The 25,275-nt window shown below is 74.1% G+C and carries 27 protein-coding genes and 4 tRNA genes; 7 read left to right on the plus strand and 24 right to left on the minus strand.

The annotated features are described in order from the left end of the window. Window positions 1–49 precede the first annotated feature (49 nt). From BLS67_RS12190 to thrS, 16 genes are all read right to left on the minus strand, one after another. A complete protein-coding gene (locus BLS67_RS12190; RefSeq protein WP_091245756.1) occupies window positions 50–622 on the minus strand; it encodes an adenine phosphoribosyltransferase in 573 nt (190 codons plus the stop codon). Then, window positions 619–1,965: a protein translocase subunit SecF gene (gene secF / locus BLS67_RS12195; RefSeq protein WP_207500525.1), complete on the minus strand. Its 1,347-nt coding sequence runs from the start codon at window positions 1,963–1,965 to the stop codon at window positions 619–621. Before secF ends, BLS67_RS12190 begins: the two co-directional genes overlap by 4 nt. Next, on the minus strand, window positions 1,962–3,743 hold the full coding sequence (gene secD / locus BLS67_RS12200; protein WP_091245277.1) for a protein translocase subunit SecD: 1,782 nt from the start codon (window positions 3,741–3,743) through the stop codon (window positions 1,962–1,964). Before secD ends, secF begins: the two co-directional genes overlap by 4 nt. A 1-nt stretch (window position 3,744) precedes the next feature. Further along, a complete protein-coding gene (gene yajC, locus BLS67_RS12205; RefSeq protein ID WP_091245279.1) occupies window positions 3,745–4,107 on the minus strand; it encodes a preprotein translocase subunit YajC in 363 nt (120 codons plus the stop codon). Window positions 4,108–4,257: 150 nt separating this feature from the next. Further along, the gene (ruvB, locus tag BLS67_RS12210; RefSeq protein ID WP_091245281.1) at window positions 4,258–5,325 is read right to left on the minus strand and encodes a Holliday junction branch migration DNA helicase RuvB; all 1,068 of its coding nucleotides are present in this window, start codon (window positions 5,323–5,325) and stop codon (window positions 4,258–4,260) included. After that, window positions 5,322–5,969: a Holliday junction branch migration protein RuvA gene (gene ruvA, locus BLS67_RS12215; RefSeq protein ID WP_091245283.1), complete on the minus strand. Its 648-nt coding sequence runs from the start codon at window positions 5,967–5,969 to the stop codon at window positions 5,322–5,324. The genes ruvB and ruvA overlap by 4 nt, the downstream gene beginning before the upstream one ends. Then, window positions 5,966–6,562, minus strand: a complete 597-nt coding sequence (gene ruvC / locus BLS67_RS12220) for a crossover junction endodeoxyribonuclease RuvC (protein WP_091245285.1) — start codon at window positions 6,560–6,562, stop codon at window positions 5,966–5,968. The genes ruvA and ruvC overlap by 4 nt, the downstream gene beginning before the upstream one ends. A 33-nt stretch (window positions 6,563–6,595) precedes the next feature. Next, complete coding sequence (locus tag BLS67_RS12225; protein WP_091245287.1) at window positions 6,596–7,348, minus strand: YebC/PmpR family DNA-binding transcriptional regulator; 753 nt, start codon at window positions 7,346–7,348, stop codon at window positions 6,596–6,598. A 22-nt stretch (window positions 7,349–7,370) separates the two neighbouring features. Then, on the minus strand, window positions 7,371–7,985 hold the full coding sequence (gene pdxT, locus BLS67_RS12230) for a pyridoxal 5'-phosphate synthase glutaminase subunit PdxT (protein ID WP_091245289.1): 615 nt from the start codon (window positions 7,983–7,985) through the stop codon (window positions 7,371–7,373). Beyond that, complete coding sequence (gene pdxS, locus BLS67_RS12235) at window positions 7,982–8,881, minus strand: pyridoxal 5'-phosphate synthase lyase subunit PdxS (RefSeq protein WP_091245292.1); 900 nt, start codon at window positions 8,879–8,881, stop codon at window positions 7,982–7,984. Before pdxS ends, pdxT begins: the two co-directional genes overlap by 4 nt. A gap of 56 nt (window positions 8,882–8,937) precedes the next feature. Beyond that, complete coding sequence (locus BLS67_RS12240) at window positions 8,938–9,462, minus strand: LemA family protein (RefSeq protein ID WP_091245296.1); 525 nt, start codon at window positions 9,460–9,462, stop codon at window positions 8,938–8,940. Window positions 9,463–9,485: 23 nt separating this feature from the next. Beyond that, window positions 9,486–10,697, minus strand: a complete 1,212-nt coding sequence (locus BLS67_RS12245) for a glycosyltransferase family 4 protein (protein WP_242654024.1) — start codon at window positions 10,695–10,697, stop codon at window positions 9,486–9,488. Between the two features lie 2 nt (window positions 10,698–10,699). Continuing rightward, window positions 10,700–11,605, minus strand: a complete 906-nt coding sequence (locus tag BLS67_RS12250) for a phosphatidylinositol mannoside acyltransferase (RefSeq protein ID WP_091245758.1) — start codon at window positions 11,603–11,605, stop codon at window positions 10,700–10,702. A 10-nt stretch (window positions 11,606–11,615) separates the two neighbouring features. Continuing rightward, window positions 11,616–12,230, minus strand: a complete 615-nt coding sequence (gene pgsA / locus BLS67_RS12255) for a phosphatidylinositol phosphate synthase (RefSeq protein ID WP_091245302.1) — start codon at window positions 12,228–12,230, stop codon at window positions 11,616–11,618. Continuing rightward, window positions 12,230–12,793, minus strand: a complete 564-nt coding sequence (locus BLS67_RS12260) for an HIT family protein (RefSeq protein ID WP_242654025.1) — start codon at window positions 12,791–12,793, stop codon at window positions 12,230–12,232. The genes pgsA and BLS67_RS12260 overlap by 1 nt, the downstream gene beginning before the upstream one ends. Then, complete coding sequence (gene thrS / locus BLS67_RS12265) at window positions 12,790–14,865, minus strand: threonine--tRNA ligase (RefSeq protein ID WP_091245304.1); 2,076 nt, start codon at window positions 14,863–14,865, stop codon at window positions 12,790–12,792. Before thrS ends, BLS67_RS12260 begins: the two co-directional genes overlap by 4 nt. A 196-nt stretch (window positions 14,866–15,061) precedes the next feature. On the opposite strand from thrS, the gene BLS67_RS12270 reads away from it, so the two are divergent. Further along, entirely contained in the window at window positions 15,062–15,601 is a 540-nt protein-coding gene (locus tag BLS67_RS12270) for a dihydrofolate reductase family protein (protein ID WP_091245306.1), read from the plus strand. Between the two features lie 441 nt (window positions 15,602–16,042). On the opposite strand, the gene BLS67_RS12280 is transcribed toward BLS67_RS12270, so the two are convergent. From BLS67_RS12280 to BLS67_RS12295, 4 genes are all read right to left on the minus strand, one after another. Next, window positions 16,043–16,114 (minus strand) — tRNA-Val (locus BLS67_RS12280). A gap of 32 nt (window positions 16,115–16,146) precedes the next feature. Beyond that, complete coding sequence (locus BLS67_RS12285; protein WP_091245310.1) at window positions 16,147–16,449, minus strand: PGPGW domain-containing protein; 303 nt, start codon at window positions 16,447–16,449, stop codon at window positions 16,147–16,149. A gap of 185 nt (window positions 16,450–16,634) precedes the next feature. Continuing rightward, on the minus strand, window positions 16,635–17,501 hold the full coding sequence (locus tag BLS67_RS12290; protein ID WP_091245312.1) for an anti-sigma factor: 867 nt from the start codon (window positions 17,499–17,501) through the stop codon (window positions 16,635–16,637). After that, window positions 17,498–18,130, minus strand: a complete 633-nt coding sequence (locus BLS67_RS12295) for a sigma-70 family RNA polymerase sigma factor (protein WP_242654026.1) — start codon at window positions 18,128–18,130, stop codon at window positions 17,498–17,500. The genes BLS67_RS12290 and BLS67_RS12295 overlap by 4 nt, the downstream gene beginning before the upstream one ends. Window positions 18,131–18,258: 128 nt before the next feature. Between BLS67_RS12295 and BLS67_RS12300 the strand changes: the two genes are divergently transcribed. The 4 genes from BLS67_RS12300 (at window position 18,259) to BLS67_RS12315 (ending at window position 19,117) form a co-directional block, all read left to right on the plus strand. Then, window positions 18,259–18,708, plus strand: a complete 450-nt coding sequence (locus tag BLS67_RS12300) for an SsgA family sporulation/cell division regulator (protein ID WP_242654027.1) — start codon at window positions 18,259–18,261, stop codon at window positions 18,706–18,708. A 92-nt stretch (window positions 18,709–18,800) separates the two neighbouring features. Further along, a tRNA-Gly gene (locus tag BLS67_RS12305) sits at window positions 18,801–18,872 on the plus strand. Window positions 18,873–18,911: 39 nt separating this feature from the next. After that, a tRNA-Cys gene (locus BLS67_RS12310) sits at window positions 18,912–18,982 on the plus strand. Window positions 18,983–19,045: 63 nt separating this feature from the next. Further along, a tRNA-Val gene (locus BLS67_RS12315) sits at window positions 19,046–19,117 on the plus strand. A gap of 46 nt (window positions 19,118–19,163) precedes the next feature. On the opposite strand, the gene coaE is transcribed toward BLS67_RS12315, so the two are convergent. Next, window positions 19,164–19,757, minus strand: coding sequence for a dephospho-CoA kinase (coaE, locus tag BLS67_RS12320; RefSeq protein ID WP_091245764.1), 594 nt, complete (start codon window positions 19,755–19,757; stop codon window positions 19,164–19,166). Between the two features lie 305 nt (window positions 19,758–20,062). On the opposite strand from coaE, the gene BLS67_RS24420 reads away from it, so the two are divergent. Beyond that, window positions 20,063–20,224 carry a hypothetical protein gene (locus tag BLS67_RS24420; RefSeq protein WP_242654028.1) on the plus strand — a complete coding sequence of 54 codons (162 nt, stop codon included), beginning with the start codon at window positions 20,063–20,065 and terminating at the stop codon, window positions 20,222–20,224. Between the two features lie 15 nt (window positions 20,225–20,239). On the opposite strand, the gene BLS67_RS12330 is transcribed toward BLS67_RS24420, so the two are convergent. Further along, complete coding sequence (locus tag BLS67_RS12330) at window positions 20,240–20,884, minus strand: hypothetical protein (protein WP_131801726.1); 645 nt, start codon at window positions 20,882–20,884, stop codon at window positions 20,240–20,242. Window positions 20,885–20,945: 61 nt separating this feature from the next. Continuing rightward, complete coding sequence (gene rpsA, locus BLS67_RS12335; RefSeq protein ID WP_091245321.1) at window positions 20,946–22,442, minus strand: 30S ribosomal protein S1; 1,497 nt, start codon at window positions 22,440–22,442, stop codon at window positions 20,946–20,948. 225 nt (window positions 22,443–22,667) lie between these two features. Here rpsA and BLS67_RS12340 point away from each other — a divergent pair, with 225 nt between their 5' ends. Continuing rightward, window positions 22,668–23,504: a class I SAM-dependent methyltransferase gene (locus BLS67_RS12340; RefSeq protein ID WP_242654029.1), complete on the plus strand. Its 837-nt coding sequence runs from the start codon at window positions 22,668–22,670 to the stop codon at window positions 23,502–23,504. On the opposite strand, the gene BLS67_RS12345 is transcribed toward BLS67_RS12340, so the two are convergent. Next, window positions 23,494–25,041 carry a CocE/NonD family hydrolase gene (locus BLS67_RS12345; RefSeq protein WP_242654031.1) on the minus strand — a complete coding sequence of 516 codons (1,548 nt, stop codon included), beginning with the start codon at window positions 25,039–25,041 and terminating at the stop codon, window positions 23,494–23,496. The genes BLS67_RS12340 and BLS67_RS12345 overlap by 11 nt on opposite strands. Window positions 25,042–25,275 lie beyond the last annotated feature (234 nt).

The raw sequence follows: 25,275 nt of genomic DNA on the forward strand, positions 1-25,275 counted from the left end.
TGCTAGCCACGCCCTGGGCCGCGGTGACCGCTCGGGAGGGTGAGCTGCGTCAGGTGGCCCAGAGGGCGTGCACGGTGTGCGGCCGCAACCGCTCGCGGCCACCCAGCGCGGGCAGCTCGACGACCACCGACACCGCGCTGACCACCCCGCCCACCTGCTCGACCAGGCCGACGGCGGCCTCGAGCGTGCCGCCGGTGGCCAGCACGTCGTCGACCAGCAGGACCCGCTGCCCCGGCACGAGGGAGTCGGTGTGCATCTCCAGCGTGGCGGTGCCGTACTCCAGCACGTAGTCCGCCGACACCGTCTGCCGGGGCAGCTTGCCGGCCTTGCGGACGGGCACCACCCCGGTGCCGGCGGCGAGCGCCACGGCGGCGGCGAGCAGGAACCCCCGGGCCTCCACCCCGACGACGACGTCGAACCCCTGGTCCGCCGGTCCGCCGCCGAGCGCGGCGACCCGGGGGTCCTCCAGCACCGAGGCGGCCAGGGCCTCGACGACCAACCGGAAGGCACCGGCGTCGGCGAAGACCGGTGTCAGGTCGCGGAAGACGACGCCCGGCTCCGGGAAGTCCGGGATGTCGACGGCGATCGAGGCGATCAGCTGGTCCAGCGGCGGTGCGGTCACCGGCGCTTCTTGCCGCCGGGCCGCTGCGGACGCGCACCCGGCTTGGGGGCGGCCACCGACCGGGTCACCGATGCCGGCGACTCGACCTGCTCGACCGCCTCGGGGCGCTCGGGCAGCTCGTCGCGGTCCAGGAGCGCGGTGGCCGACCGGGCGGGCCGAGCCCGCCGGGCGCTGGCCACCGGGCCCGCCACGGCTCCCGAGCCGGTGGCCCGGGCGTCGGCCGCCCGGCGGGCCAGCACCCGCTTGCGGAGCGCCTGGACGCCGGGCTCGCGGGCCTTGAGGTCGGCCAGGATCGGGGTGGCCAGGAAGATCGAGCTGTAGGTGCCGGCGGCCAGGCCGACGGTGAGCACCAGCGCGAGGTCCTGCAGGGTGCCGACCCCGAGCAGGCCGACGCCCACCACGAGCAGCCCCAGCACCGGCAGCAGCGCGATCACCGAGGTGTTGATGGACCGCATCAGGGTTTGGTTGACCGCGAGGTTGGCCGCCTCGCCCCACGTCATGCGGGCGCCCTTCTCCAGGTCCTTGACGTTCTCGTCGACCTTGTCGAACACCACCACGGTGTCGTAGAGGCTGAACCCGAGGATGGTCAGGAAGCCGATCACCGTGGAGGGCGTGACCTCGAACCCGACCAACGAGTAGACGCCGGCGGTGAGCACGATGTCGTGGATCAGCGCACCGATGGCGCCGACCGCCATCTTCGGCTGGAACCGGATGGCCAGGAACACCACGACGGCGGCCAGGAAGACCACCAGCGCGATCAGGGCCTGGTTGGTGATGTCGCTGCCCCAGTCGGCGCTCACCGACTCGGGGCTGACCTGGTTCTCCGCCACCCCCGCCGCCTCGGCCACGGCCGACACGACGGCCGCCTCGCCCGCGTTGTCCAGGGAGCCCGTGCGCAGCAGCACGGTGTTGCCCCCGACCACCTGGGCGGTCGAGACCTGCGCGCCGGCGTCCTCGGCGGCCGTGCGGATGTCGGCCAGCTGCGCGGACGACGCCGGGACGCGGAAGCTGTTGCCGCCCTCGAAGTCGATGCCGAAGTTGAACCCGCGGAACACCATCGAGGCGATGCAGACGAGCACCACCACCGCGGTGACCTTGTACCAGAACCGGCTGCGCCCGACGACGTCCAGCCCCGCCTCGCCGTTGTAGAGGCGGTGGGCCAGCGAGGCCTTCCGCCGCGGGGCCGACCCCGGCGCGGCGTCGTCGCCCTCGGCGGGCAGGCCGGCCTCGGCGAGGGCGTCGTCGTCGGCGTCGCGCGCGGCGTCCTCGCGCACCTCGGCGTCGGTCTCGTCCAGGACCTCGGAATCCTGTGCGGCGTCGCCGTCGCGGGGGGTGCCGGTCATCGGTCGCTCCTGTCGCTGGCCGTGCTGCCGGAGGTGGCCTTCGGGCGCTGGCCGGGCCGGGCACCCGGGAGGGGTGCCGCGACCGCCCGGCGGGTCACGTCGACGGCGCCCAGGCCCGAGAACCGGCTGGAGCCGAAGCTCCGGAACCGGCTCAGCACGGCCATGAGCGGGTGGGTGAAGAGGAAGACCACGATCAGGTCGAGCACCGTGGACAGACCCAGGGTGAACGCGAAGCCCTTGACGTCGCCGATCGCCAGCACGTAGAGGATCGCGGCGGCCAGGAAGCTGACGGCGTCGGCCGACAGGATGGTCCGCCGGGCGCGGACCCAGGCCCGGGGCACGGCGCTGCGCAGCGTGCGGCCCTCGCGGATCTCGTCCTTGAGTCTCTCGAAGTAGACGACGAAGGAGTCGGCCGTGATGCCGATGCTGACGATGAACCCGGCGATGCCCGCCAGGCTCAGCGTGAAGCCGATCTCGCGCCCGAGCAGCACCAGGCTGGCGTAGACCACGACCGCGGACAGCAGCAGGCTGGCGATCATCACCAGCCCGAGGGCGCGGTAGTACAGCAGCGCGTAGAGGAAGACCAGCGCGATGCCGATGGCACCGGCGATCAGACCGGCCCGCAGCTGCTCGCCGCCCAGCTCGGTGGTGATGGTCTGCGCGGTGGCCTGGGTGAAGGTCAGCGGCAGCGCGCCGTACTCCAGCTGGTTGGCCAGCGTCTGCGCCTCGGTCTGGGTGAAGTTGCCGGTGATCTGCGTGGTGCCGCCGGTGATCGCGCTCTGCACCGTCGGCGCGGAGACGACGCGCCCGTCCAGGACGATCGCCACCGCGCTGCCCGACGCCGCGGCCTGCGCCGTGTAGGTCGCCCAGGTGGAGGACCCCTCGGAGTTGAAGTCCACCGTGACGATCCACTCGCCGGTCTGCGCGGTCGTGCCGGCGCTGGCCGTGGTGATCTGGGTGCCCTCGATGACGGTGGGCCCGAGCAGGTACTTGGCGGTGCCGTCCTCGGAGCACGCCGCCAGGTAGGAGCCGGACAGGTCGACGTCGGCGGCGTCGGTCTGGTCGGTGGAGCAGGTGAGCGTCGCGTACTCCGCGGTGGCCTGGTCGACGGTCACCGCCGTGGGCGCAGCGCCGTCGGCGCCCGAGGCGTCGGCGGGCGCACCCGACGTGGTCGCCGGAGCGGTGGTGGCCGGGGCGGTGGTGGTGGCGGGGGCCGTGGTCGTGTCGTCGGCGGCCAGGGAGTTGGGCGCGGCACCGCTGGTCGGCGCCGCGCTGTCCGTCGGCACCGCGTCGGTCGGTGCTGCGGTGTCGGTCGGCGTCGCGGTGTCGGTCGGCGTCGAACCGTCCGTCGGCGTCGCGCCGTCGGTGGTCGGGGCCGCCGAGTCGGTGGCCGCCGCGGTCGCCGCCTCGGGGCCCTGCAGCACCGGGCGGAAGCGCAGCTGGGCGGTCTGGCCCAGCTCGCGGGCCTGGTCGCCGTCCTCGCCGGGCACCGAGATGACGATGTTCGAGTTGCCCTCGGTGACCACCTCGGCCTCGGCGACGCCGAGGCCGTTGACGCGCTGCTCGATGATCTGGCGAGCCAGCTCCAGGTCCTCCCGGCTGGGCGTGCCGCCGCCGGGGACGGCCGCGGTGAGCGTCACCGTGGTGCCGCCCTGCAGGTCCAGGCCCAGCTGGGGGGTGCGCTGGGATCCGGTGAAGAAGATCAGGCCGTACATGAGGGCCACGATCAGGACGAACGCCCCGAAGTACCGGGACGCCGGGAGCTGGCGGGAGGCCATGTCAGTCCTTGCGCGGCGACGGGTCGCCGTCGCCGTCGACGAGGCCGGTGCGCTCGGCGGTCGGCGGGACGACCTCGCCGGCCTGGGCGTCGAGGACGGCGCCGTCCTTCGTGCGCACCTCCATGACCGCCGGGCGGGCGAAGGTGGCGACGACGCCCGGGGCGATCTCGATGTCGACGGTGCCGTCGCCGAGCGCGGCCACCGTGCCGTGCAGGCCGCTGGTCAGCATCACCGGGGTGCCCACCGTCAGCGACTCCTGCAGCTTCTGGGTGTTCGCGGCCATCTTCTTGCGCTGCCGGGCGGGCAGGACGATGAGCAGTGCGAAGGCGAGCACCAGCAGGATGAGCGGGAAGAACTGCTCCACGGTTGTCGTGCCTCTCCACCGCGCCTGGTTCGCGCGGTTGTGCGACCGCCGTCGGCGGCCACGTCGGGGACGTCGGCTGCGGCGCGCCCGCGGGCGCGACCGGCGCAGGGCACGCCTCACCCAGGGGCGGGCGCGCCAGCGGGGTGGAGTCTAGGCGTCGAACAGGGTGGGTGACGCAGCCTGGTCACCCGGCGTGCCCCCGCGCAGCCAGACGCCGTCCGGGACGGGCAGCCCCAGGTGGCTCCAGGCGGCCTCGGTGGCGACCCGCCCGCGGGGCGTGCGGGCCAGCAGACCGGCCCGCACCAGGAACGGCTCGCAGACCTCCTCGACGGTGTGCGGCTCCTCCCCCACGGCCACCGCGAGGGTGGCCACCCCGACCGGGCCGCCGTTGAACTTGGCGACCAGGGCGTGCAGCACCTCGCGGTCCAGCCGGTCCAGGCCCAGCTCGTCGACGTCGTAGAGCGCCAGGGCCGCGCGCGCCACCGCCCGGGTGACCCGGCCGTCGGCCCGCACCTCGGCGTAGTCGCGCACCCGGCGCAGCAGCCGGTTGGCGATGCGCGGCGTGCCCCGCGAGCGGCCGGCGATCTCGGCGGCGCCGTCGGGGTCGATGGCCACCCCCAGCAGGTCGGCGCTGCGCCGCAGCACGAGCTGCAGGTCGTCGGAGGAGTAGAACTCCATCTGCCCGACGAAGCCGAAGCGGTCGCGCAGCGGCCCGGTGAGCAGCCCGGCGCGGGTGGTGGCCCCGACCAGGGTGAACGGCGAGATCTCCAGCGGGATGGCGGTGGCGCCGGGGCCCTTGCCGACGACGACGTCGACCCGGAAGTCCTCCATCGCCATGTACAGCAGTTCCTCGGCCGGCCGGGCGATGCGGTGGATCTCGTCGATGAACAGGACGTCGCCCTCGCCGAGGTTGGACAGCATCGCCGCCAGGTCACCCGAGCGCTCGATCGCGGGCCCGGAGGTGATCTTCACGGTGGTGCCCAGCTCGGAGCCGATGATCAGGGCCAGCGACGTCTTGCCCAGCCCGGGCGGACCCGACAGCAGCACGTGGTCCGGCGGCCGGCCGCGCCGCCTGGCGCCCTCGAGCACGAGGTCCAGCTGCCGGGCCACCTTGGGCTGGCCGACGAACTCCCCCAGCGAGTGCGGGCGCAGCGCGGACTCGACCACCCGCTCCTCGTCACCGGCCCAGGGGCTGGCGTCGGAGTCGGGGGTGCTCATGCCCGACCCAGCAGGCGCAGCGCCTGCCGGAGGAGGACGGCGACGTCGACGCTGCCGGTGTCGGCGATCTGCTCGTCGACGACGGGGGCCAGCTGGGCCAGGGCACCCTCGGCCTCGCGCACGCTCCACCCCAGCCCGACCAGGGCGGTGGTGAGCTGGTCGCGCCAGGGGGCGACCGCGGCCACGGTCGAACCGGTGGCACCCGCGGCGGCGGCACCGGCGTCCAGGCTGGTGTCCCCGGTCGCCGAGCCCAGCCGGTCGCGCAGCTCGAGCACGAGGCGCTCGGCGCCCTTCTTGCCGATGCCGGGCACCTGCATGAGCGCCTTGAGGTCGGCGGTGGCCACCGCCCGCCGGACGTCGCGGGGCGGGTGGATCGCCAGCACGGCCTGGGCCAGGCGGGGCCCGACGCCGTTGGCGGTCTGCAGCAGCTCGAACAGCTGCCGCTCGTCGTCGTCGGCGAACCCGTAGAGGGTCAGGGAGTCCTCGCGGACGACCAGGCTGGTGGCCAGCCGGGCCTGCTCGCCGACCTGCAGCCGGGCGATGGTGCCCGGGGTGCACTGCACGGCGAGGCCGATGCCGCCGACCTCGACGACGGCGCCGTCCGGGGAGACCGCGGCCACCCGGCCCGCCACGCTGGCGATCACGACGCGCTCCCGATGCCCTGCCACCGGCTGGCCCGCACCGGCGGGCGGCGTGCGGTGGTCAGCGGGCCCTGGGCGATGCCGGCGCCCGTGGCGAGCGCGGCCACGCGCAGGCGGTCCTGGGTGGGCCCGCGCCAGACGTGGCAGACCGCCAGGGCCAGGGCGTCGGCGGCGTCGGCCGGCCTGGGCGGGGTGTCGAGCCCCAGGATCCGGGTGACCATCAGCGTGACCTGCTCCTTGTCGGCCCGGCCGCTGCCGGAGATCGCTGCCTTGACCTCGCTGGGGGTGTGCCAGTGCACCGGCCGGCTGGCCTGGGCGGCGGCGAGGGCGGCGACGCCGGCGGCCTGCGCGGTGCCGGTCGCCGTCCCCTTGTTGTTCTGCTGGAAGACCCGCTCGATGGCCACGACGTCGGGCCGGTGCTCGCGGACCAGCGCGGTCACCGCGGTGTGCAGCTCGAGCAGGCGCAGCTCCAGGGCCAGGGTGTGGTCGCTGCGGACCACGCCCACGCCGACGGCGGCCGGCCGGGCGCCGGGCCGGCCGTCGACCACGCCCCACCCGCACCGGGTCAACCCCGGGTCGATCCCCAGCACTCGCATGCGTCCCCCTCGAACGAACGTACGTTCGACAGGTTAGGCGTCGAGGAGCTCCATGACCTCGTCCGACACGTCGTAGTTGGCGTAGACGTTCTGCACGTCGTCGCAGTCCTCGAGGGCGTCGATGAGCCGGAACACCTTGCCCGCGGCGTCGGCGTCCAGCTCGACCTGCACGCTGGGCACGAACGCGGCCTCGGCCGAGTCGTAGTCGATGCCGGCGTCCTGCAGGGCGGTGCGGACGGCGACCAGGTCGGTGGGCTCGCTGACCACCTCGAAGGTGTCGCCCAGGTCGCGCACCTCCTCGGCGCCGGCGTCCAGCACGGCCTCCATGACGGCGTCCTCGGAGGTGCCGGCGGCCGGGACGACGACGACGCCCTTGCGGCTGAACATGTAGGCGACCGACCCGGGGTCGGCCATGGACCCGCCGTTGCGGGTCATGGCGGTGCGGACCTCCATGGCCGAGCGGTTCTTGTTGTCGGTCAGGCACTCGACCAGCACCGCGACACCCCCGGCGGCGTAGCCCTCGTAGGTGATGCCCTGGTACTCGACCCCACCGGCCTCCAGGCCCGCACCGCGCTTGACCGCGCGGTTGATGTTGTCGATCGGCACCGAGGACTTCTTGGCCCGCTGCACGGCGTCGAACAGGGTCGGGTTGCCGTTGACGTCACCGCCGCCGGTGCGGGCCGCGACCTCGATGTTCTTGATCAGCTTGGCGAAGAGCTTGCTCCGCTTGGCGTCGATCCCGGCCTTCTTGTGCTTGGTCGTCGCCCACTTGGAATGGCCGCTCATCGCTGTCTCCTCGCTCGCGCCGTCAGTGGCCGCCGGACCTGTCGCGCACCAGCTCGACGAAGAACCGGTGCATGCGGGTGTCGCCGGTGAGCTCCGGGTGGAAGCTGGTGGCGACGACGCTGCCCTGGCGGACCGCGACGATCCTACCGTCGGCCGGTCCACCGGAGACCCGGCCGAGCACCTGCACGGTGTCCGCCGCCTCCTCGACCCACGGCGCGCGGATGAACACCGCGTGCACGGGGCCGCCGGCGAGCCCCTCGACTTCGACCTGCGACTCGAAGCTGTCGACCTGCCGGCCGAACGCGTTGCGGCGCACGGTGACGTCCAGCCCGCCGATCGTCTGCTGGTCGGCCGGTGCGTCCAGCAGCCGGTCGGCCAGCAGGATCATCCCGGCGCAGGAGCCGTAGGCGGGCAGTCCACCGCGGACGGCGGCGCGCAGCGGCTCGAGCAGCCCCCACCGGTGGGCGAGCTTGGCGATGGTCGTGGACTCGCCACCGGGGAGCACCAACCCGTCCAGCCCGTCGAGCTCCTCGGGCCGCCGCACGGCCGACGTCCGGGCGCCCTGGGCCTCGAGGACCGCACGGTGCTCCCGGACGTCGCCCTGCAGCGCGAGGACCCCGATGGTCGGCGCGCTCACCAGCCGCGGTTGGCGTACCGCTGCTCGGCCGGGAGCGTGTCCACGTTGATGCCGACCATGGCCTCGCCCAGCCCGCGGCTGACCTTGGCGATCACCGACGGGTCGTCGTGGAACGTGGTGGCCTGCACGATGGCGGCCGCGCGCTGCGCCGGGTCGCCGGACTTGAAGATGCCCGAGCCCACGAACACGCCCTCGGCGCCCAGCTGCATCATCATCGCCGCGTCGGCCGGGGTGGCGATGCCGCCGGCGGTGAACAGCACCACCGGGAGCTTGCCGGTGCGGGCGACCTCGAGCACGAGGTCGTAGGGGGCGCGCAGCTCCTTGGCCGCGACGTACAGCTCGGTGTCGTCCAGGGTGCCCAGCCGGCGGATGCCTGCACGGATCGACCGCATGTGCCGGGTGGCCTCGACGACGTTGCCGGTGCCGGCCTCGCCCTTGGAGCGGATCATGGCCGCGCCCTCGGAGATGCGGCGCAGCGCCTCGCCCAGGTCGGTGGCCCCGCACACGAACGGCACGGTGAAGTCGGTCTTGACGATGTGGTGCGCCTCGTCGGCCGGGGTGAGCACCTCGGACTCGTCGACGTAGTCGACCCCGAGGGACTGCAGCACCTGCGCCTCGACGAAGTGCCCGATCCGGGCCTTGGCCATCACCGGGATGGAGACCGCGGCGATGATGCCGTCGATCATGTCCGGGTCGCTCATGCGGGCGATGCCGCCCTGCGCGCGGATGTCGGCGGGCACGCGCTCGAGGGCCATCACGGCCACCGCGCCGGCGTCCTCGGCGATGCGGGCCTGCGCGGCGTCGACGACGTCCATGATGACGCCGCCCTTGAGCTGCTCGGCCATGCCGCGCTTGACGCGGTCGGTGCCGGTGGTGCTCGGGCTGGTCTCGGACATGCTGGCGCCTCGCTCGTGCGACGGAAGGGTTGCGGACGACCCATCCTAGGTGCGCGTCAGGCGGTGCCCGACCGCCCGGTGGCCACCACGGCGTCCAGGCCGTCGTCGATGTCGAAGAAGCGGGGCAGCGGTCGGCCGGCGTGCAGCCGCAGCACCCGGGCGATCGGCCGGCGGCGCAGTGCGCGGGTGTCGCGGACGGCGTCGTTGTAGAACCGGCGGGCCAGCCCCACCCGCCACCCGGCGTCGTCCAGCTCGGGGCTGCGGGCCGCCTCGGGCAGCTCCCGCACGACCCGGCCGAGCGCGTTCTCGGCGACCTCGCGGTCGCCGCCGGGCGGCCGGCGGGCGGCGTCCACGGCCCGCCCGAGGTCGACCACCCGATCGGGGCCCAGGACGTCGGCTCCCTCCCGCCCGGCGGCGGCGAGCAGGTCGGCGCGGCGGGTCAGCGCGGCGTCCAGGACCTCCCAGGCGCGGGTCACCCGGCCCTCCAGGCGGCGCAGCCGGGTGAGGGTGAAGGTGACCCACCCGAGCAGGAGGACCAGCACGATCCCCGCGGTGAGCAGGGTCCAGGTCGGGGGCACCACGTCGGGGGACGCTACCGGCGCCCTCAGCCGACCGGCCCGCGGCGCAGCCAGCGGGGCAGGAACCGGTCGGTCGTGGAGGGGGTGGGGGGCAGCTCGTCGTCGGACCGGTCGTCGGTGGTGACCTCGCCGGCGCCCGGCGGCGCGACGGTCTCGTACACGGCCAGGATCTGCTGGGCGAGGGTGCCCCAGTCGTAGTCCGCGGCCCGGCGGTGCCCCGCCGCCGACAGCTGCGCCCGACGCTCCGGCGAGCCGAGCAGGTCGACCAGCACCCGGCCCAGGGCGCTCGCGTCGCCGCGGCGGACCAGCACGCCGGCGCCGTCCTCGAGCACCCGGGCGAAGGCGTCGAGGTCGGCGGCCACCACGGGTGCCCCGGCGGCCATCGCCTCGACCAGCACGATGCCGAAGCTCTCGCCCATGAGGTTGGGCGCGCAGTACACGTCGACCGAGCGCAGGAACGCCGCCTTGTCCGCCTCGCTCAGCTCGCCCAGGAGCGTGACCGCCGGCTCGAGGTCGGGCCCCAGCAGGGCACGGAGCTCGTCGGGGTCCCCCCGCCCGGCGACCAGCAGCCGGGCCTCCGGGCACTCGCGGACGACGGTGCGCATGGCCTCCAGCAGCACCGGCAGGCCCTTGCGCGGTTCGTCGTAGCGACCCAGGAAGCCGATGGTGGGGGTGCCGCTCCCCCGCACGTACCCGGCCAGCGACGGCCCCTCGGCGAAGGCGGCCACGTGCACGCCGTTGGGGATCACGACGGCGTCCCCGCCCAGGTGCTCGACCTGCAGCCGCCGGGCGAAGTCCGACACCGCGATCCGGCCGGCGATCTTCTCCAGCCACGGCCGGACGACGGGCCCCCAGGCGGACAGGAAGATCGAGCGGATCGCCGCGGCGTGGTAGGTGGCCACGATCGGGCCCTGGGCGAGCACGCACACCAGCAGGGAGGCCGACGGCGGTGCCGGTTCGTGCACGTGCACGACGTCGAAGTGCCCGTCGCGCAGCCACCGCCGCACCCGCCCCGCCGACAGCGGGCCGAACTGCCAGCTGGCCATCGACCCGTTGTAGGGCACCACGTTGGCCCGCCCGGCCCAGGTGACGTGCTCGGCGGGCAGGTTCTCCTCGTGCAGCGCCGGGGTCAGCACCTCGACGTGGTGGCCCAGCCCGCGCAGGGTCTCGGCCAGGTCGCGCACGTGGTACTGCACGCCGCCGGGGACGTCCCAGTGGTAGGGGCAGACCAGGCCCACCCTCACCGCGGTGCCCCCGGCCGGACGTCGGCCCAGATGCGGCCCAGCTGGTGCCAGTCGACCGGACGCCGGGCGATGCTCAGCGCGAACGCGTCGGCCACCCCCTGCATGCCGTCGTGCACCCGGGCCCGCAGCCGCCCGGCCCCGTGCACGTCGACCTCGGGGTGCACGGTGTGCCGCCAGCCCGCGCCGTCGAAGTGCGAGACCACCGGCATGAGCGCGGCGCCGGTCTGGGCCGCCAGCAGGGCCGGGCCCCCGGGCATCGTGGTCGGCCGGCCGAAGAAGGTGACCGGGATGCCGGCCGCGGTCAGGTCCCGGTCGACCAGCAGGCAGGCCGAGCGCCCGGCGCCCAGCCACTCCTTGAGCAGCGCCGAGCTGGGGCGCTCACCCCCGGTGAGCGGCACGACCCGGAACCCCAGGGACTCCCGGTAGGCCAGGAACCGCTCGTAGAGCGCCTCGGGCCGCAGCCGCTCGGCCACGGTCATGAACGGCCCGCCGAGCCAGTCGACGAACCACACGCCGGCGGCGTCCCAGTTGCCGCTGTGCGGCAGGGCGAGCACCACCGGCCGGCCGGCGTCGCGCGCCGCCTCGAGGTGCTCGGTGCCGACGACGGTGGTGCCGGCCAGCAGCCGGGGCACGCCGAGCGTGGGCAGCCGGAAGGCCTCCAGCCAGTACCGGGCGTAGGACCGGACGGCGTCCCGGGTCAGGTCGTCGAGCTCGGGCCCGGTGAGCCCGGTGACGACCTGCAGGTTGGCCCGCAGCTGGCGCACCCCCGCGCCGTCGCGCCCGGCCGCCCAGGCACCCGCCCGGTCGAAGGCCGCGCGGGCCACCGGCTCGGGCAGTGCCTTGACCGCGCCCCAGCCGGCTGCGTAGCCGGTGTCGACCAGCCGGTCCCGCAGTCCGCTCACCACCGCGCCGTCACCGCAGCGCGCGGCCCTGGGCCTGCTGGTGCACCGCGGCGAACCGCTGGCCGACGGTGATCGCGCTGCCCACCAGCAGCACCCACAGGCAGACCTGCAGCGCGTACGGGATGCCCAGACCGGTGAAGCCGGTGCCCACCAGGATCAGGATGAGGCGCTCGGTGCGCTCGACCAGGCCGACGTCGCAGCTCAGGCCCAACCCCTCGGCTCGGGCCTTCACGTACGAGGTGAGCACGCCCAGCACCAGGCAGGTCAGCGACAGCCAGACCACCATGCGGTTGTCGCCCGCGCCGGAGAACCACCAGGCGAGCCCGGCGAAGATCGCGGCGTCCGCGGCCCGGTCACCGGTGGAGTCCAGGACGGCGCCGAACACCGACCCGCCCCCGCGCGCCCGGGCCAGTGCACCGTCCAGCATGTCCAGCAGGACGAAGACGGTGACGGCGAAGGCACCCCAGAACAGCACGCCGTTGCCGATCAGGAACACCGCCGAGACGACCGCGCCGACCGTGCCGATCACGGTGATGGCGTCGGCGGTCACACCCAGCCGGAGCAGCGTGCGGACGACGGGTGCCCACACGCGGGCGACGGCCGGCCGCAGGTTGACCCCGAGCATCAGGTGGCCGGTCCCGGGCTGGTGGGCACCGGAGCGGGCGGGTCATCGGGCCAGGCGTCGGCCAGCAGCTGGCGGGTGTCGGTGAGCACCTGCGGCAGCACCCTGGTCAGCCCCAGCACCGGCATGAAGTTGGTGTCCCCGCCCCAGCGCGGCACGGCGTGCTGGTGCAGGTGGTCGGCGATGCCGGCGCCGGCCACGGATCCCTGGTTCATGCCGATGTTGAACCCGTGGGCGCCGCTGACCTCGCGGACCACGCCCATGGCCGTCTGGGTGCAGGCACCGAGCTCGGCGACCTCCGCCCCGGTCAGGTCGGTGTAGTCGGCGACGTGCCGGTACGGGACCACCATGAGGTGCCCGGCGTTGTAGGGGAACTTGTTGAGCACCACGAAGACCGTCGTGCCGCGGGCCACGATCAGCCCGTCGACGTCGGTCATCGCCGGGATCAGGCAGAACGGGCAGTCGTGGTCGCCGGTCGGCTTGCCCTCGCCCTGGATGTAGGCCATGCGGTAGGGCGTCCAGAGCTGCTCGAAGACCGTCGTCGGCCCCCCGGCGTCGGGGTTCACGCGGTGCTCTCCGCGGGTTGGTCGGCCGGTGCGGTCGGGTCGTCGTTGCGCCGGGCCTCGACCCAGGCGGCCACGGCGTCGACCGCCTCGGCGACCGGCACCCCGTTGCGCTGGCTGCCGTCGCGGTAGCGGAAGGACACCGCCCCGGCCTCGGCGTCGGTGGCGCCCGCGATGAGCACGAAGGGCACCTTCTGCTTGGACGCGGTGCGGATCTTCTTCTGCATCCGGTCGTCGGAGTCGTCGACCTCGACCCGCAGGCCGCGGGCACGGAGCAACGTCCCGATCTCCTCCAGGTAGGGGATCTGCTCGTCGGTGATGGGGATGCCGACCACCTGCACCGGGGCCAGCCAGGCCGGGAAGGCGCCGGCGTAGTGCTCGGTGAGGACGCCGAAGAACCGCTCGATGGAGCCGAAGAGGGCCCGGTGCAGCATCACCGGGCGCTGGCGCGAGCCGTCGGCGGCGGTGTACTCCAGGCCGAACCGCTCGGGCAGGTTGAAGTCGACCTGGATGGTCGACATCTGCCAGGTGCGGCCGATGGCGTCCTTGGCCTGGACGGAGATCTTCGGGCCGTAGAACGCCGCGCCGCCCGGGTCGGGGAACAGCTCCAGCCCGGAGTCGACGGCGGCCTGCCGCAGCGCCTCGGTGGCCCGCTCCCAGCTCTCGTCGGTGCCCACCGACTTCTCCGGGTTGCGGGTCGACAGCTCGAGGTAGAAGTCGCTCAGGCCGTAGTCGGCCAGCAACCCCAGCACGAAGTCCAGCAGGGCCTTCAGCTCGCCGGCCATCTGCTCGGGGGTGCAGTAGATGTGCGCGTCGTCCTGGGTGAACCCGCGGGCCCGGGTCAGGCCGTGCACCACGCCGGACTTCTCGTACCGGTAGACGGTGCCGAACTCGAACAGACGCAGCGGCAGCTCCCGGTAGGAGCGCCCCCGGGAGTCGAAGACCAGGTTGTGCATCGGGCAGTTCATCGGCTTGAGGTAGTAGTCCTGCCCCTGCCGGCGCACGTGGCCCTCGCTGTCCCGCTCCTCGTCCAGCTGCATCGCCGGGTACATGCCCTCGGCGTACCAGTCGAGGTGGCCCGAGGTCTCGAACAGCTGGCCCTTGGTGATGTGCGGGGTGTTGACGAAGGAGTAGCCGGCCTCCTCGTGCCGCCGCTGGCTGTACTTCTCCAGCTCGCGCCGGATGATCCCGCCCTTGGGGTGGAACACGGCCAGCCCGGACCCGACCTGGTCGGGGAAGCTGAAGAGGTCCAGCTCGGTGCCCAGCCGGCGGTGGTCGCGGCGCTCGGCCTCGGCCTGCTGCTCCTGGTGGGCCCTCAGGGCGTCCTTGGACTCCCAGGCGGTGCCGTACACCCGCTGCAGCTGGGGGTTCTTCTCGTTGCCGCGCCAGTAGGCGGCAGCCACCCGGGTCAGCGCGAACGCCGGGATCGACGAGGTGCGGGGCAGGTGCGGGCCGCGGCACAGGTCGGTCCAGACCCGCTCCTTCGACCTCGGGTCGAGGTTGTCGTACATGGTCAGCTGCGCGCCGCCCACCTCGACGTCGGCGCCCTCGGCCGCGGCGGCGACCTCGGAGCCGGCCCCGCCCTTGAGACCGATCAGCTCCAGCTTGTAGGGCTCGTGGGCCAGCTCGGCGCGGGCGTCGTCGTCGCTGATCTCGCGGCGGGCGAAGAACTGGCCCTCCTTGACGATCGCCTGCATGCGCTTCTCGATCGCCTGGAGGTCCTCGGGGGTGAAGGGCCGCTCGGGGTCGACGTCGTAGTAGAAGCCGTCGGTGACCGGGGGCCCGATGCCCAGCCGGGTGCCCGGGAAGAGGTCCTGCACGGCCTGGGCCAGCACGTGGGCCGCCGAGTGCCGGATGACCGCACGCCCGTCGGCGCTGGACGCCGCGACCGGCTCCACCTCGGTGTCGACCTCGGGGGCCCAGGCGAGGTCCTTGAGCTCGCCGTCCACCCGCACGACGACGGCGGCGTCGGGGCCCTTGAGCGGCACCCCGGCGTCCTTGAGCGCCTGGGTCGCCGTGGTCCCACCCGGCACCTGGACGGCGGCGAGGGCGGGGACGGGCGGCACTGCTGGCACGGGAGGACTCCTGGAGGTGGTGCGGGAGAGAGGACACCGTGAGGGTACGGCCCGCAGGTGTCCGGCTCAGCCGAGTTCGACGACGTCACCCACCGCGCCCGCGCCCGCGCCCGGGCCCGGGTGGACCACGATGAGTTCCGCGCACGAGGGCGGTCTCCCCCGCCGAGACCCCCACCACCGAGACCGAGGAGCCACCATGGGCAGCATCAAGGTGCACGAGTTCACCACCGTCGACGGGGTGGTCGACGTCCCCACCTGGACCTTCCCCTACGGGTTCCCCGAGGACCTGGCCGCCGCTATCGGGGCGCTGACCGCCGACGCCGCGGGCATCCTGCTGGGCCGCACCACCTTCGAGATGTTCGCGCCGGCGTGGTCCACCCGCACCGTCGAGGAGGACCCGGGCGCACCGTTCTTCAACGACAGCCCGAAGTACGTCGTCGCCTCGCAGGCGCCGTCGGTGGAGTGGGCGAACACCACGGTGCTCCCCGGCTACGACCCCGACCGCATCCGCGAGCTGGCCGCGCAGGGCGACCTCTACGTCAGCGGGAGCTCGACCCTGGTGCGCGCCCTGCTGACCGACCGGCTGGTGGACGAGCTGCACCTGTTCGTCTACCCCGTGGCGGTGGGTGCAGGCATCCGGCTGTTCCCCGAAGGTGCCCCGCAGACGACGCTGACCCTGCTGTCGGCGGACAAGCTCAGCAACGGCGTGGCGCACCTGGTCTACGGCCCCGCCTGAGCCGTCACGGCCCGGTCGGCGGCACGACCAGCCGCGGACTCGACCCGAGCAGCCTGGTCGCCGCCAGGCCGAACATGCCTGCGCGGCGAACAGGTGCAGGAACCAGGACGTCGACAGCCCGACGGCCGCAGCGACGTCGGCCGCCGCGGCCTCCTGCGGGTGCTCCCTGAGCAGCTGCATCGCCCGGCGGATCCGCGGGTCCGCGGTCCGGGTGCCGTCGTCGGGGGCGATCGCGGCCACGAGGTCCGGGAGGTCCACCTGGTCCTGCGCGACGAGCCGGGGCAGCAGGGCCGGCTCGTCGCGGTGCCCCACGAGGGCGTCGCCGCAGCCGCCCGCCCGCACCTGCGGGTCGCCGCCGGGGCCGCCCTCGCGCGGCCGGCCCCCGACATGTCGCAGGCCCCCCGTCCCGGAGGGACGGAGGGCCTGGGATGGCGAACTCTGTGGGCGATACTGGGATCGAACCAGTGACCTCTTCGGTGTGAACGAAGCGCTCTACCGCTGAGCCAATCGCCCGGCTGCGGTGCTCGCAACAGTGTGCCAGACGCTCAGCGCCAGAGCGGCACCCACCCCGGCACCCACGACGGGACGCCGAGCAGGTGCAGCACGACGACGATGACCCCGTAGACGAACGCGGCCGTGAGCAGGGCGAACAGCACGCGCACCCAGACCGGTTGCTCGCCGAGCCAGTCGGTCCAGCGCTTGACGTTGCGCTTGGTGAACTCGAGCAGCCGCTCGGCCCAGGTGAACTCGGTGGCGAGCACGAACAACGCGGCGATGACCGTCAGCCAGCCGGGCCCGGGCAGCGGGATGGTGACCAACCCGAAGACCAGCAGCAGCGCGCCGACCACCCCGACCCCGGCCCGGTAGGCGGTGTCGAAGGTCTTGTTCGCGGCCAGCTTCCGGCGCCACGGCCGGCGGCCGATGCGCTCGCGCAGGCTGACGGTGCCGTCGCCGTCGTAGCGCGCGCGGCGCTCCTCCCCGGTCTCCCGGGGACGTCGGCGGGCGGCGGTGGTCGTCTCGGACCCGGTCTCGCTCAGCTGGTCACCTGCCCGTTCGCCACGATGTCCGTCGGGGTCGACGGAGCGCTGCGACCGGGCTCGATGCTGATGCCGTAGGCGGAGTAGTCGTCCAGACCGGTCGCGTCGGAGCCTACGGTGCGCAGGTCCACGCCGTCGGCCACGACGTCGAACGTGCCCAGGGCGACCGGGCTCCCGTCGCTCATGCCCCACAGCACGTAGGTGCTGTCGGAGGTGTCGTTGGCCGTCATGCCGTCCACGACGACCTGCGCCTGGCCGTCGCGGGCGACGACCGTGGCCACGGTCCGGCCGTCGTGCTCCATGGGCGCGACGGTCACCTGGCCCGGGGCCAGCAGCGACTGCATCACCGACGCCTGCGTGGCGGCGGTGGCCTGCGCGCTGTCGCGGTCCTGGGTGAGGACGACGTTCCAGACCCCCAGCGCCAGGATCGCGGCCACGCCGGCCGCCACCAGCCCGTTCGGGAGCGCGCGCCGCCACCCGCTGCGGCCGCGGTGCCGACGGGCGGCCCGACCGGCCGGACCGGGGAAGGCGACGACCGACGGGAGAGGAGACGGGGCGGGCTCCTCGACCAGCTCGGGCACGGCGTCCGCGGCGGGTCGCTGCACCTGCTCGGTCGAGGCCACGGCGTCGCGCAGCCGGTCACGCAGCCCCGGGGAGGGCTCGGCTCCCGGCAGGTCCGTGGCCATCGCGACCATGGCCTCGGCGGCGTCGGACACCGTCGCGGCGCACCGGGCGCACCCGGCGAGGTGGGTCGCGAATCCTGCCTCGTCCTCGGGCTCGAGCGCGTGCAGCGCCCAGCCGACGGCCAGTTCGTCGTAGTGCTCGTGGTCGGCGTCCTGCCGCCGGGACTGCCGTCCGCTCATCGGGTCCCTCCCTCGACCGCCGCCGCGCCCAGCGACGCCGCGGCGCCACCCAGGTTCTCCTTCAGCCGGCGCATCCCGGCCAGCATGCGCGTCTTGACCGTGCCCAGCGGGGTGTCGGTCAGGGCCGCCACCTCGCGCTGGGTGTACCCGCCGTAGTAGGCCAACGTCAACGCCTCGCGCTGCGGGGCCGGCAACCCCTGCAGGGCCGCCCGCACCCGCTGCGCGGCGACCCGGTCGGCCGCCTCGTCCTCGACGTCGCGGTTGGCGGTCGGCTCGCTGAGCCGCAGGTCGTCCTCGGCGCGCGTCTGGCGACGCCGGTGGGACTCCTCGCGGCGGACGGCGTCGACGGCCTTGTGGTGCACCATCGCCAGCAGCCACGACGCGAAGCTCCCCCGGGCGCCGTCGAAGGCGCCGGGGTCCTTCCACACGGCGAGGAAGACGTCTTGGAGGACGTCCTCGGCGAGCGTGTCGTCGGACAGCACCCGCCGGGCCAGCGCGAACGCCGGTCGCCGGAACCGGTCGTAGAGGTCGTCGATCGCCCCGCGGTCGCCCGCCTTGACGCGGCGCACGAGTTCGGCGTCGGCCGCCGGGTCCTCCGCACGCCTCGGGGGTCGGGTCACGAGTCCCATGGTCACACGTCACGTTCGTCGGCGGGGGCTCCCGCGGTTCATCCGCCGCTCCGGCACACCCGTGCGGGTGTGGCCGCGACACGCCCCCACGACCCGTGACCTCCCCGGCGGCCGGTCGTTGTGCGGGCATGGCGAGTCCTGTGATGCCGGGTTGCTCGACCCGGGCGACGCTGCAGCTGGTCGGCCCGACCTCGTGGACCGAGGTGTCGGCGACCCTCGGGTACGACTCCGGCGACCCCTTCGCGGTCCGCATCCGGTTCGGCGGGCGCACCCGCCCCGAGGACGAGGGCGTGGAGTGGCTCGTGGCCCGGGAGCTGCTGCACGCGGGGCTGACCCGCCCGGCGGGCGAGGGCGACGTCCGGGTGTGGCCGGCACGCACGGCCGGCGACGTCCTGTTCCTGGAGCTCCGCGCCCCGTCGGGGCACGCCCTGTTCGAGCTCTCCCGCTCCGTGCTGGCCGGCTTCGTGGCCGACACCGAGCGGTTGGTGCCCCTGGGCCACGAGGCCGACGCCGTCGACGTCGAGCCCGAGCTCGTCGCGCTGCTGGACCGCGACCGACCCGAGGCCGACGGCCGATGAGGGTCTGACCTGGGCGTTCACCTGCCGGACACCCCCCGGCGACCCCCCTGTGCAGATGCCTCCGGAGGGTCGTCTAGAGTTGTCCATGCACTGCGGATGTGGCTCAGTGGTAGAGCATCACCTTGCCAAGGTGAGGGTCGCGGGTTCGAATCCCGTCATCCGCTCGGACACGAGCGCTGGTCTCCGGATCAGCGCTCGTGTGCGGTGGAGTGGCCGAGAGGCGAGGCAACGGCCTGCAAAGCCGTCTACACGGGTTCAAATCCCGTCTCCACCTCGACGGCCCCCGGGCGTGATCGAGGCGGGGGCCACCGGAACGAGCAGGACAACCGAACAGCACGGGCGATTGGCGCAGCGGTAGCGCGCTTCCCTGACACGGAAGAGGTCACTGGTTCGATCCCAGTATCGCCCACGCACACGACGGCCCCGGAGCAGCAGCTCCGGGGCCGTCGTCGTCCTCAGGCCCGGCCGGCGACCCGCTGCCGCCAGAACTCCTCCACCTGGGCCGCGAGCTCCTCCCGGGTCCCGTCGTTGACCACGACCACGTCCGCGACGGCGGTGCGCTGCTCGTCCGTGGCCTGACCGGCGATCCGGGCCAGGGCGTCCTCCCGGGTCATCCCCCGCTCGACCAGCCGGACCAGACGCACCTCCAGCGCGGCCTGCACGACCAGGACGAGGTCGAACGACCCGGCCTGCCCGGTCTCGACCAGCAGCGGCACGTCCTGGACGACGACCGCCCGGTCCGGCGCGGCCGCCACCAGTTCGGCGGCGCGGGCCCGCACCAGCGGGTGCACGACCGCGTCCAGGCGCGCCCGCTGGGCGGGGTCGGCGAACACGACGGCGGCCAGGGCCGGGCGGTCCAGGGCCCCGTCCGCGGTCAGCACCCCCTCGCCGAACGCCGCCACCACGGCCGCCAGCCCCGGGGTGCCCGGCTCGACCACCTCGCGGGCGATCCGGTCGGCGTCCACCAGCCGTGCGCCGTGCTCGACGAGCAGTGCCGCGACGGTGCTCTTGCCCGACCCGATGCCCCCGGTCAACCCGATCCTCAGCATGCCGCGACCCTCGCACACGGGGGCCACGCCCGGTCCATCGCCGGCCCAGGTCACGATCCGGTGACGACACGTCGTCGGACCCCAGCGGTCCGGCGCGTCGCACCAGTCCCACCCGTCACACGACCTAGGTTCCTCGCTGACGCCTTCCCTCCCTCCCCGACCGAGGGCGCCACCGCAGAGAGGTAGGCACGACCATGTCCCGTTCCACGACGCTGGAGTCCCCGACGTCGGCCGCCGGCCGCCGCACTCCGGGTCGGCACCGCCTCGACGTACCCGGCGGTGTCCGCTGCTCGGAGCTGCCGGCCGTGGCGGTCCGCCTGGAGCGGTCCAGCACCCCCCGCACGGGCCTGGTGGCCCTGCTGCGCGCCCTGCTGCCGTCGGTGCCCACCGGCCGCCACACGTGGGACTTCCTGAGCAACGCCGGGGGCCGACCGCGCTCGGCCTTCGCGATCATCCTCAGCCTCTGACGCACCGACCGGCGATCAGCCGGTCGGTGCGCTCGACGACGTCCCCGCTGGCCGCCCGGCCGACGGGGACGTCGTCGTACCCGCAGCCACCGAGGCGAGGGTCTCGAGGGCCGTGCGGGTGGCCGGGGCGTCGAGCAACCCGGGCACCAGGGTGAGCGCGTAGGTCCGGGAGTCCACGGTGGCCACCAGGGTGGTCTCGGCCGGACCCGTCAGCAGGACGGCGTCGGCGCCCGGGACGGCGGCGGCCCCGCTGGCCTCCCCCTCGGCCCGGCGAGCGGCGACGAGGGCCTCGACCCGGGCGGCAGCCGCACCGGGGTCGGTGTAGGTGAACACCGACACCTCGAGGATCGGGTCGCTGGCACCGGCGGTGGCGGTGGCGGGTGTGACGCCGTAGCCGCAGGTCACCCGTCCGGTGCGGCCGATGCCGGGCTCCGCCTCACCCACCACGTAGGTGGTCGTGCCGGGCAGGCGCGCGCCGAGGGCGTCGGACACCTGGCTGACGGTGAGCAGGCCGGCGCAGGTCTCCGGCAACGTGTAGGCCGGCGCCGTCGTCGTCCTCGCGGTCGTGGTCGTCGTCGGCGCGGTGGTGCTGGGCGGTGCAGGTGTCGCGCCGGCGAACCCGGCGCACCCCGACACCCCCAGCAGGCACAGCAGCCCCACCGACGACAGTGCGCCGCCCACCCGGAGGGGTGGACGGCGCACTGTCATGCAGTCGGTGAGGTCACTCGCCGCCGGCGAGCTTGGCCCGCAGCGCGGCCAGCGCCTCGTCGGAGGCCAGCGTGCCGCCGCCCGAGGACGGGGCACCGGTGCTGGCAGCCGGACCGGAGTCCGACTCGGGGGCGTCGCTGGAGTAGCTGCCACCGGCGGCAGCCTCGGCGTCGGCCTCGCGGGCCGCGACGATCTGCTTCTGGTGCGCCTCGAAGCGGGCCTGGGCCTCGGCGTACTGCCGCTCCCACTCCTCGCGCTGGCTGTCGAAGCCCTCGCGCCACTCGCCGGTGTCGGAGTCGAAGCCCTCGGGGTACACGTAGTTCCCCTGCTCGTCGTACGACGCGGCCATGCCGTAGGCGGCCGGGTCGAACTGGTCGTCCTCGGCGATGACGCCCTCGTTGGCCTGCTTCAGCGACAGCGAGATGCGACGACGGTCGAGGTCGATGTCGATGACCTTGACCAGGATCTCGTCGCCGACCTGGGCGACCTGCTCCGGGATCTCGACGTGGCGCTCGGCCAGCTCGGAGATGTGCACCAGGCCCTCGATGCCCTCGTCGACGCGCACGAACGCACCGAAGGGCACCAGCTTGGTGACCTTGCCGGGCACGACCTGCCCGATCTGGTGCGTGCGGGCGAACTGACGCCACGGGTCCTCCTGGGTCGCCTTCAGCGACAGGGAGACGCGCTCGCGGTCCAGGTCGACGTCGAGGACCTCGACGGTGACCTCCTGGCCCACCTCGACGACCTCGGACGGGTGGTCGATGTGCTTCCAGGACAGCTCGGAGACGTGCACCAGGCCGTCGACGCCGCCCAGGTCCACGAAGGCACCGAAGTTGACGATCGAGGAGACCTGACCGGTGCGGACCTGGCCCTTGGCGAGCTTGTTGAGGAACTCGCTGCGCACCTCGGACTGGGTCTGCTCCAGCCACTGGCGGCGGGACAGGACCACGTTGTTGCGGTTCTTGTCCAGCTCGATGATCTTGGCCTCGAGCTCGCGGCCCACGTAGGGCTGCAGGTCGCGGACCCGACGCATCTCGACCAGCGAGGCGGGGAGGAACCCGCGCAGGCCGATGTCGAGGATCAGGCCGCCCTTGACGACCTCGATGACGGTGCCGGTGACGACCTCGTCGGCTTCCTTCTTCGCCTCGATCGTGCCCCACGCCCGCTCGTACTGCGCGCGCTTCTTGGACAGGATCAGGCGGCCTTCCTTGTCCTCCTTCTGGAGGACGAGGGCTTCCACCTCGTCGCCGACCTTGACGACCTCGTTGGGGTCGACGTCGTGCTTGATGGAGAGCTCGCGCGAGGGGATGACGCCCTCGGTCTTGTAGCCGATGTCCAGCAGCACCTCGTCGCGGTCGACCTTGACGATGACGCCTTCGACGATGTCGCCGTCGTTGAAGTACTTGATCGTCAGGTCGATGGCCGCGAGGAAGTCCTCCGCGGTGCCGATGTCGTTGATGGCGACCTGCGGCGTGGTGGTGCTGTCGGGACGGACCTGGGTGGAGGTCATGTGGTCGAGTGCTCCGGACGGGGGGTGTGGAGGGACAGGGACGTACCCCGGCCGCACTGGCCGGGGCGGGGGTTCACGGGAGAGGTGGGCAGGGCGGTCCGGGGACCGCCGGCACCGCAGACCTCAGGCGCACACCCCATGGTACGTACCCGGCTCGGACGGGTCCACCGAGCCCCTCCCACCCGACCGCACCGTGGCCTCCCGCGCCCGTGCCACCATCGGCCGGTGCCCGCCTCCCTGCCGTTGGCCTCCGACGGTTACCCGCTGGCCGGTGGCGTCGAGCGGCGGGAGGTGTCCGAGGCGGAGTCCGTCCGGGCCAACCGCGGCTGGTGGGACGCCGCCGCGCCCGCGTACCTGGCGGAGCACGGGGCCGACCTGGGCGACGCCGACTTCCTGTGGGGCCCGGAGGGCCTGCGCGAGGCCGACGCCGGCCTGCTGGGGGACGTCGCCGGTCGCCGGGTGCTCGAGGTCGGCTGCGGCTCGGCGCCCTGCGCGCGCTGGTTGACCGCCGCCGGGGCCCGGGTGGTCGCGTTCGACCTGTCGGCCGGGATGCTCGCCCGCGCCCGCGAGCTCAACGCCGGCACCGGGCTCGCCCCCGCCCTGCTGCAGGCCGACGTCGGGGCCCTGCCGCTCGCCGACGGCAGCGTCGACCTGGCCTGCTCCGCCTTCGGCGGCCTGCCGTTCGTGGCCGACGCCCGGGGTGCGCTGCGCGAGGTGGCCCGGGTGCTGCGGCCCGGCGGACGGTTCGTGGCCTCGGTGAACCACCCGCTGCGGTGGCCGTTCCCCGACTCCCCCGACCCGGCCGACCTCACGGTGGTGGGCTCGTACTTCGACCGCACCCCCTACGTGGAGACCGACGGCGCCGGGAGCGTCGTCTACGTCGAGCACCACCGGACGGTGGGCGACTGGGTCCGCGACGTCGTCGCCGCGGGGTACGTGCTGACCGACCTGGTCGAGCCCGAGTGGACCCCGGGACGCACCGCGACCTGGGGTCAGTGGTCGGCCGCGCGGGGGGCGCTCGTCCCCGGGACGCTGATCCTGGTGTGCGACCTCACGGGCTGACCGGCAGCACCAGCCGCGACACCCCGCCGGCCACCGCCACCGTGCGGGTGGAGACCACGGTGCGGACCGCCGTCGCCGGTGGCTCGCCGGTGCCGGTGTTGCGCGCGTAGTGCGGGTGCGACGAGCCGGCCACCACCACCCGCAGCCGCGACCCGGCCGCGAACCGGTGCGCGACCGGGTCCAGCTGCAGGCGCACGGAACCGCCCTCGGGGGTGGTCCCGGCGTCGCCGGGGACCAGCCGCACGTACCCGTCGGAGACGTTGCGGGACCGGCCCCGCCGGTCCACCTCGGACAGCCGGACGGCGACGTCGACGTGCGGGACGTCGCTGCCGTGCTGGAGCTCCACGACCGGTGCGCCCAGCACCTCGAGGGCGGCGGGCAACGGGTCGGACAGCCAGCAGGCGACGTCGTCCCGGGCGCCGAGCGCGGTGTCGTCGGTGTAGCCACCGCTGCGGTCGTCCAGCAGCCGGCCGCCGAAGCTCGGGGTGGGGGTGGCCGGGTCGCTGGTGAACGTGGCCGCTGCGGCACCCGGGCCGGCGGCGGTGTCGGACAGCCGGCCCCGGTCGGCCAGCAGCAGGGTGCGCTCGGTGGTGGCCGGTGGCCAGCTGAGCAGGTGACGCCACTCGCCGGTGCCGGTGACCCGGACGTGCACGGGTGCCTGCCGCCGGCGGGGGCCGGTGCCGGCGAGGTGCTCACCGAGCCAGTCGAGGGATTCCCGGGTGACCAGCCCGCCGCCCTTCGACAAGGTCTCGACGTGGGTCCAGGGACCCACCGTCAGACCGACGTCGACCCCGCGATCCCTCAACCTCGAGTACTGGTCGAGGGTCTGGTCCAGGAAGAGGTCCTGCCAGCCGCCGATCAGCAGCACCGGGGTGGTCACGTTCTCCAGTGCGTGCCCGAGCTGGACCGGCGCCCACCAGGGGTCGGTGCGGTCGGGGTGGCCGACCCAGTCGCCGTACCAGCGGCCACGGCCGGCCAGCAGACGCTCGCCGGCGGCCCGCAGCGGGAGGGCATCGAGGGCGGGGCCCAGCCGACGGGCGCCGGTGAGCTGGCGGACCAGCCCGCGCAGCCGTCCCGGGTCCTCCTGGTGGGCGACCATGTCGCTCCAGCCGAGGAAGTCGTTGACGGTGAAGGCCCCGGTGCCCCAGGTGGCGCGGGAGAAGTCGTGCGGCCCGACCAGGACCACCGAGGCGACGAGCTCGGGCGGCGGGTCGGCCAGCAGCGCCCATTGGGTGAAGCCGAGGTAGGACAGCCCGACGGTGCCGAAGGTGCCGGTGAACCACGGCTGCTCGCGGAGCCAGGCGACGGTGTCGGCGCCGTCGTCGACCTCGCGGAACATGGGCTGGAAATCGTCACCGGACCCGTAGGTGCCGCGGACGCTCTGGAAGACCACGTGGTAACCCCGGGCGGCGTAGGCGGTGGCGAAGAACAGCGAGAACGGGAACGCCCGCCCGTAGGGCCCGCGCACCAGCAGCGTGCCCAGCGGGGTGCCGGTGGGCACGTAGTGGTCGGCGAGCAGCTCGACCCCGTCCCGCATCGGAACCCTCAACCCACGGTCGACGGTGTACCCCGAGGTGACCGCCGGCAGCTTCAACAACCGAGACGCAAGACGGTCCACGACACCCATGACCGCATCATTCCCCTGAGCCGCGACGAGCGGGGCCCGCAGGGTCCCCGAGGAACGGCTCGCCCAGTACCCGCCGAGGGGAGGGGCCGAGGCACGAGCGCCCCTCGCCGAGGCGGGACAGCTGCGCTCGTCGCCCCCGGGGCA

The sequence above is a fragment of the Klenkia soli genome (assembly GCF_900103975.1).
In the GTDB taxonomy this organism is placed as follows: Bacteria; Actinomycetota; Actinomycetes; order Mycobacteriales; family Geodermatophilaceae; genus Klenkia; species Klenkia soli.

Coding starts and splice junctions, on each gene's coding strand:
- BLS67_RS12345 (WP_242654031.1), bottom strand. CDS start 25,041: ATGCGGGACGGGGTCGAGCTGCTCGCCGACCACTACGTGCCCACCGGC.
- coaE (WP_091245764.1), bottom strand. CDS start 19,757: ATGCTGAGGATCGGGTTGACCGGGGGCATCGGGTCGGGCAAGAGCACC.
- ruvB (WP_091245281.1), bottom strand. CDS start 5,325: ATGAGCACCCCCGACTCCGACGCCAGCCCCTGGGCCGGTGACGAGGAG.
- BLS67_RS12290 (WP_091245312.1), bottom strand. CDS start 17,501: ATGAGCGGACGGCAGTCCCGGCGGCAGGACGCCGACCACGAGCACTAC.
- BLS67_RS12225 (WP_091245287.1), bottom strand. CDS start 7,348: ATGAGCGGCCATTCCAAGTGGGCGACGACCAAGCACAAGAAGGCCGGG.
- pdxS (WP_091245292.1), bottom strand. CDS start 8,881: ATGTCCGAGACCAGCCCGAGCACCACCGGCACCGACCGCGTCAAGCGC.
- BLS67_RS12295 (WP_242654026.1), bottom strand. CDS start 18,130: ATGGGACTCGTGACCCGACCCCCGAGGCGTGCGGAGGACCCGGCGGCC.
- rpsA (WP_091245321.1), bottom strand. CDS start 22,442: ATGACCTCCACCCAGGTCCGTCCCGACAGCACCACCACGCCGCAGGTC.
- pgsA (WP_091245302.1), bottom strand. CDS start 12,230: ATGCTCGGGGTCAACCTGCGGCCGGCCGTCGCCCGCGTGTGGGCACCC.
- secF (WP_207500525.1), bottom strand. CDS start 1,965: ATGACCGGCACCCCCCGCGACGGCGACGCCGCACAGGATTCCGAGGTC.
- ruvC (WP_091245285.1), bottom strand. CDS start 6,562: ATGCGAGTGCTGGGGATCGACCCGGGGTTGACCCGGTGCGGGTGGGGC.
- BLS67_RS12300 (WP_242654027.1), top strand. CDS start 18,259: ATGGCGAGTCCTGTGATGCCGGGTTGCTCGACCCGGGCGACGCTGCAG.
- BLS67_RS12270 (WP_091245306.1), top strand. CDS start 15,062: ATGGGCAGCATCAAGGTGCACGAGTTCACCACCGTCGACGGGGTGGTC.
- secD (WP_091245277.1), bottom strand. CDS start 3,743: ATGGCCTCCCGCCAGCTCCCGGCGTCCCGGTACTTCGGGGCGTTCGTC.